This window comes from Bradyrhizobium sp. STM 3809 (assembly GCF_000239795.1).
In the GTDB taxonomy this organism is placed as follows: domain Bacteria; phylum Pseudomonadota; class Alphaproteobacteria; order Rhizobiales; family Xanthobacteraceae; genus Bradyrhizobium.
Genome location: NZ_CAFJ01000391.1, coordinates 1 through 4,714, shown reverse-complemented (window position 1 = coordinate 4,714; position 4,714 = coordinate 1). Strand labels below are relative to the sequence as shown.

Genomic DNA, 4,714 nt, shown 5'->3' with positions numbered 1-4,714 from the left:
GGTTTGCTCCTTAAAGGCAATACGGTCGTATCCTGGTCGAGGCAGTCAGCGACCCGTTCAAAACAAAAGGCCTGCCATCGCAGGATGGCAGGCCTTCTGACGAAGCGGATCGGCCGAGGATCAGGCCGCCGCGGCGGCGTTGCCCACGGCGGTGACGATCTCGTCGACGACCTCCTCGACGAGGTTGCGGTCGTCGCCCTCGCCCATCACGCGAATGACGGGCTCGGTGCCGGAGGAGCGCACGAGCAGACGGCCGTGGCCGTTGAGACGCTTCTGGCCGGTGTCGATCGCCGACTTCACGGAGTCGGCATCGAGCGGCTTGCCGCTGCGATAGCGCACGTTCTTGAGGATCTGCGGCAGCGGATCGAACTTGTGGCAGACCTCAGAGACCGGACGGCGCAGCTTCTGCACCGTGGCCAGCACCTGCAGGGCGGCCACGAAGCCGTCGCCGGTGGTCGCATAGTCCGACAGGATGATGTGGCCGGACTGCTCGCCGCCGAGATTGTAGCCGTCGGCGAGCATGCGCTCGAGCACGTAGCGGTCGCCGACCGGCGTGCGCACCAGCTCGAGCCCCTGCCCCTGCAGGAAGCGCTCAAGGCCGAGGTTGGACATCACGGTCGCGACGATGCCGGGACGCGCCAGGCGGCCGTCCTCCTTCCAGCTCTGCGCGATCACCGCGAGCAGCTGATCGCCGTCGACGATATGGCCGCGCTCGTCGACCAGGATCACGCGGTCGGCGTCGCCGTCGAGCGCGATGCCGATGTCGGCGCGCATTTCACGGACCTTCCGGCAAAGCGCCTCCGGCGAGGTCGAGCCGCATTCCTTGTTGATGTTGAAGCCATCGGGCTCCACGCCGATCGAGATCACGTCGGCGCCGAGCTCCCACAGCGCCTCGGGCACGACCTTGTACGCCGCGCCATTGGCGCAATCGACCACCACGCGCAGGCCGTCGAGCGAGAGGTCGCGCGGCAGGGTGCGCTTGGCGAATTCGATATAGCGATCGTGCACGCCGTCGATACGGCGGGCGCGGCCGAGGCTCGCGCTCTGCGCCAGCTTCTTGTCGAGCGATTCGTCGAGCAGCTGCTCGATCTGCTTCTCGACGTCGTCCGACAGCTTGAAGCCCTGCGGGCCGAACAGCTTGATGCCGTTGTCCTCGAACAGATTGTGCGAGGCCGAGATCATGACGCCGAGATCGGCGCGCATCGACTTGGTCAGCATCGCCACCGCCGGCGTCGGCATCGGGCCGACCAGCAGCACGTCCATGCCGACCGAGGTGAATCCCGCGACCATCGCGTATTCGATCATGTAGCCGGACAGCCGCGTGTCCTTGCCGATCACGACGCGGTGGCGGTGTTCGCCGCGCTGGAACAGAAGACCCGCGGCCTGCCCCACCTTGAGCGCGAGTTCCGGCGTGATCAGGCCGTTGGCGCGGCCACGAATCCCATCGGTCCCGAAATAGTTACGGCTCATATGACCCCCAGCGACAGCATCTCGACGTCGTGGCCGGCGGGCGCGAATCACGATCCGAGCCCCATCCGGCCAGCCCGCGGGTTATAGTCGCCTTAAAGCTAAGATGGCTTCAAAAAATGTGATGAATCATTACCACGAAACCGCCAATTATCCGATAAGGCGTTGTTAACACTAATTTTTCCGCGCATGAGCAGCCGGCACGCAAGGCGTGCAGGACGTACCGCGGCATGCCCGGGGCGTGAAACCGCAGCCGTGGCGGCCCTCCTCCGACCGGTCCGCTGCGTCCGTCTCGCACAGACTGCGCCTGTCGCTTCGCCGCCGGCCCGGAGCGGCCAAAGCCGGATTTGGCAGCCGTCTCAAAGATGCTAGAGGACTGACAGCTCAAGAAACGAGACCGTCGGTGGGGGAGCCGAACACTGCGATGAAACACGTCACCTGCATTGAAGACCTGCGCCTGCTGCACAAGCGCCGCGTTCCCAAAGCCTTCTTCGACTACGCCGACCGCGGCTCCTATGCCGAGGAGACGTTGCGCGCCAACCGCGACGATCTGCAGAAGATCAAGTTCCGGCAGCGCATCCTGGTGGATGTCTCCAAGCGCGACCTGTCGACCACCATTCTCGGCGAGCCCTCGTCGATGCCGCTGATCCTGGCGCCGGTCGGGCTGTTGGGCATGCAGCATGGCGACGGCGAGATCCACGCCTGCCGCGCCGCGCAGGCGGCCGGCATTCCCTTCACGCAGAGCACGATGTCGATCTGCTCGATCGAGGACATCGCCTCGAGCGTCGAGAAGCCGTTCTGGTTCCAGCTCTACGTCATGAAGGACCGCGGCTTCATCAAGGCGCTGATCGAGCGCGCCATGGCCGCGAAGTGCACCGCGCTGTGCCTGACGGTCGATCTGCAGGTGATCGGCCAGCGCCATCAGGACATCAAGAACGGCATGAGCGTGCCGCCGGAATGGTCGCTGTCGAAACTGTTCGACTTCGCCACCAAGCCGGCCTGGGTGCAGGGCGTGCTGCAGGGCAAGCGCCGCACCTTCGGCAACATCGCCGGCCACGTGAAGAACACCGAAGACCTGACCAAGCTCTCGGCCTGGACGGCCTCGCAGTTCGACACCTCGCTGAACTGGAAGGACGTCGACTGGATCCGCTCGATCTGGCCCGGCAAGCTGATCATCAAGGGCATCCATGACATCGAGGACGCCAAGCTCGCCGCCGCCACCGGCGCGCAGGCGATGGTCGTCTCCAATCATGGCGGCCGCCAGCTCGACGGCGCCCCCTCCTCCATCCACGTGCTGCCCGGCATCGCCGATGCGGTCGGCGACAAGATCGAGATCATGTTCGACGGCGGCATCCGCTCCGGCCAGGACGTGATGCGCGCGCTCGCGCTCGGCGCCAAGTCCTGCATGCTCGGCCGCGCCTATGCCTACGGCCTCGGCGCCGGCGGCCAGGCCGGCGTCGCCAAGGCCATCGACATCATCCGCAACGAGCTCCTGACGACGATGGGACTGTGCGGCGTCAACACCGTAGCGGAGATCGATCGCAAGGTGCTGGCGAATTAGTTCGGGGTATCAGCGAGCAAAGTGCTCATCAGCTTACCCTCTCGCTGCCGCTACTATGCCATCGCTGTCGTCCCGGACAAGCCGTGACGCGCGTCAGCGCGGCGCGGCGCCGATCCGGGACCCATACTCTGCAGCCGTCGCATTGGGCAAAAAGCCAATGCCCAGCGTGCCTCAAACATCTGCCTGGGGGTATGGGTCCCGGCGTTCGCCGGGACGACAGGCGTTCTGGGGCAGCTGAGCGCAAAGCCCTTGGCCGCTCACATCGGCGGCGTCAGGCCGTCGCGGCCGACGCTGACGCGGCTGGTTTCGAGCGAGCCGTCCGGCAGCTGCTTGACGGTGGCGATGACCTTGGCGCCGGCCTTCAGCTCGGACTTGTCGCCCGGCACGAAGGTGACGATCGGCGTATCCGGCGAGATGTCGACGCGCTTCTCGCCGCCCTTGTATTTGACCAGCAGCGTATGACCGTCCGTCGACACCGAGCTCTCCGACACGGTGGCGTTGGTCATGCTCGAATTCGGCTTGAGATCCCACGACCGTGAGCCCTCGCCGGTGCCGCGCATGTCCTCGGGAAAGATGTGGATCTCGACCGCCTTGGGCGCACCGTCCGGGCCGGGCACCGTGGTCGCGCCGATGAACGAGCCGAGCTTGATGTCGGAGAGCTCGGCCTTGACGACGCCGGACACCCTGAGATCGCCGGCCATGCGCAGTTTGAAGATCTCGCCGCTCCGCGCCTTCACCGTCATCGTATCGCCATCGACGCTCTCGACGGCGCCGCGCACGCGCGTCGGGACCGGGGCCTGCTGCGCGATAGCGGTCAGCGACGCCGCCGCAACCATTGCGAGTGCTGCGACGGGACGGATCAGGAGGAGACGGGCAGACATGCTGAAAACTCCGAGGGCTCGAGAGGTGCGCCGTGCTCGTATCCGAGACGCGGCCATCTGACGAGTGAAACGCCGGAGAGGGCCGCTCATTCCGCGCTCAAGCCTTTGTGAGATCAGCCTCGACCAGGGCCCGCAACTCGGGCGTCACCTGCGGGCGATGGCCGAACCACAATTCGAAGCCGCGCACGGCCTGGTGCAGCAGCATGCCGAGCCCGTCCGCGGTGCGCAGGCCCCGCGCCCGCGCCGCGCCGAGCAATGCCGTCTGCAGCGGCACGTAGACGATGTCGACGACCACGGCGTGGGACGGCAGCAGCTCGACATCGAGCGCGAGCGGCGGCTGGCCGTGCATGCCGAGCGAGGTGGTGTTCACGAACAGGCCGGCATTCGGCAGCAGCGCTTCGAGACGATCCCAGCCTTCCGCGGCGACACGGCTGCCGAACTGATCGGCGAGCGCCTGGGCGCGGGCGGCGGTGCGGTTGATGACGTGGACGCGGCCGATGCCGCGCTCCAGCAGTCCGAACACGACGGCCCGCGCCGAGCCTCCGGAGCCGAGCACCAGGGCCTCGTCGGTGCGGTCCCAGCCGGGCGCGGCGGCGTCGAGATTGCCGATGAAACCCTCGACATCGGTATTGGTCGCACGCAGGACACCGCGATCGTACCACAGCGTATTGGCAGCCCCGACGGCGCGTGCGCGCGCGTCCGGCTCGGTCAGTTCGAGCACCCGCTCCTTGTGCGGGATGGTGACGTTGGCGCCGACGAAGCCGTGATGATGCAGGTGCGCGATGAAGTCCGCCAGCTCCTCGGG

4 protein-coding genes are annotated in these 4,714 nt (G+C 66.7%); 1 reads left to right on the top strand and 3 read right to left on the bottom strand.

The genetic code is table 11. From position 1 onward, the window contains the following. Positions 1-120: 120 nt before the first annotated feature. On the bottom strand, positions 121-1,470 hold the full coding sequence (gene glmM, locus BRAS3809_RS19805; RefSeq protein ID WP_008963836.1) for a phosphoglucosamine mutase: 1,350 nt from the start codon (positions 1,468-1,470) through the stop codon (positions 121-123). 421 nt (positions 1,471-1,891) lie between these two features. Here glmM and BRAS3809_RS19800 point away from each other — a divergent pair, with 421 nt between their 5' ends. Further along, positions 1,892-3,028 (top strand): alpha-hydroxy acid oxidase, encoded by a 1,137-nt coding sequence (locus BRAS3809_RS19800; RefSeq protein ID WP_008963835.1) that lies wholly within the window; start codon positions 1,892-1,894, stop codon positions 3,026-3,028. Positions 3,029-3,285: 257 nt separating this feature from the next. Here the strand turns inward: BRAS3809_RS19800 and BRAS3809_RS19795 are convergent, their stop codons facing one another. Beyond that, positions 3,286-3,864 (bottom strand): hypothetical protein, encoded by a 579-nt coding sequence (locus BRAS3809_RS19795; RefSeq protein WP_052523446.1) that lies wholly within the window; start codon positions 3,862-3,864, stop codon positions 3,286-3,288. A gap of 142 nt (positions 3,865-4,006) precedes the next feature. Beyond that, a partial coding sequence (locus tag BRAS3809_RS19790; protein WP_035657054.1) for a shikimate dehydrogenase occupies positions 4,007-4,714 on the bottom strand: 708 nt, incomplete at its 5' end.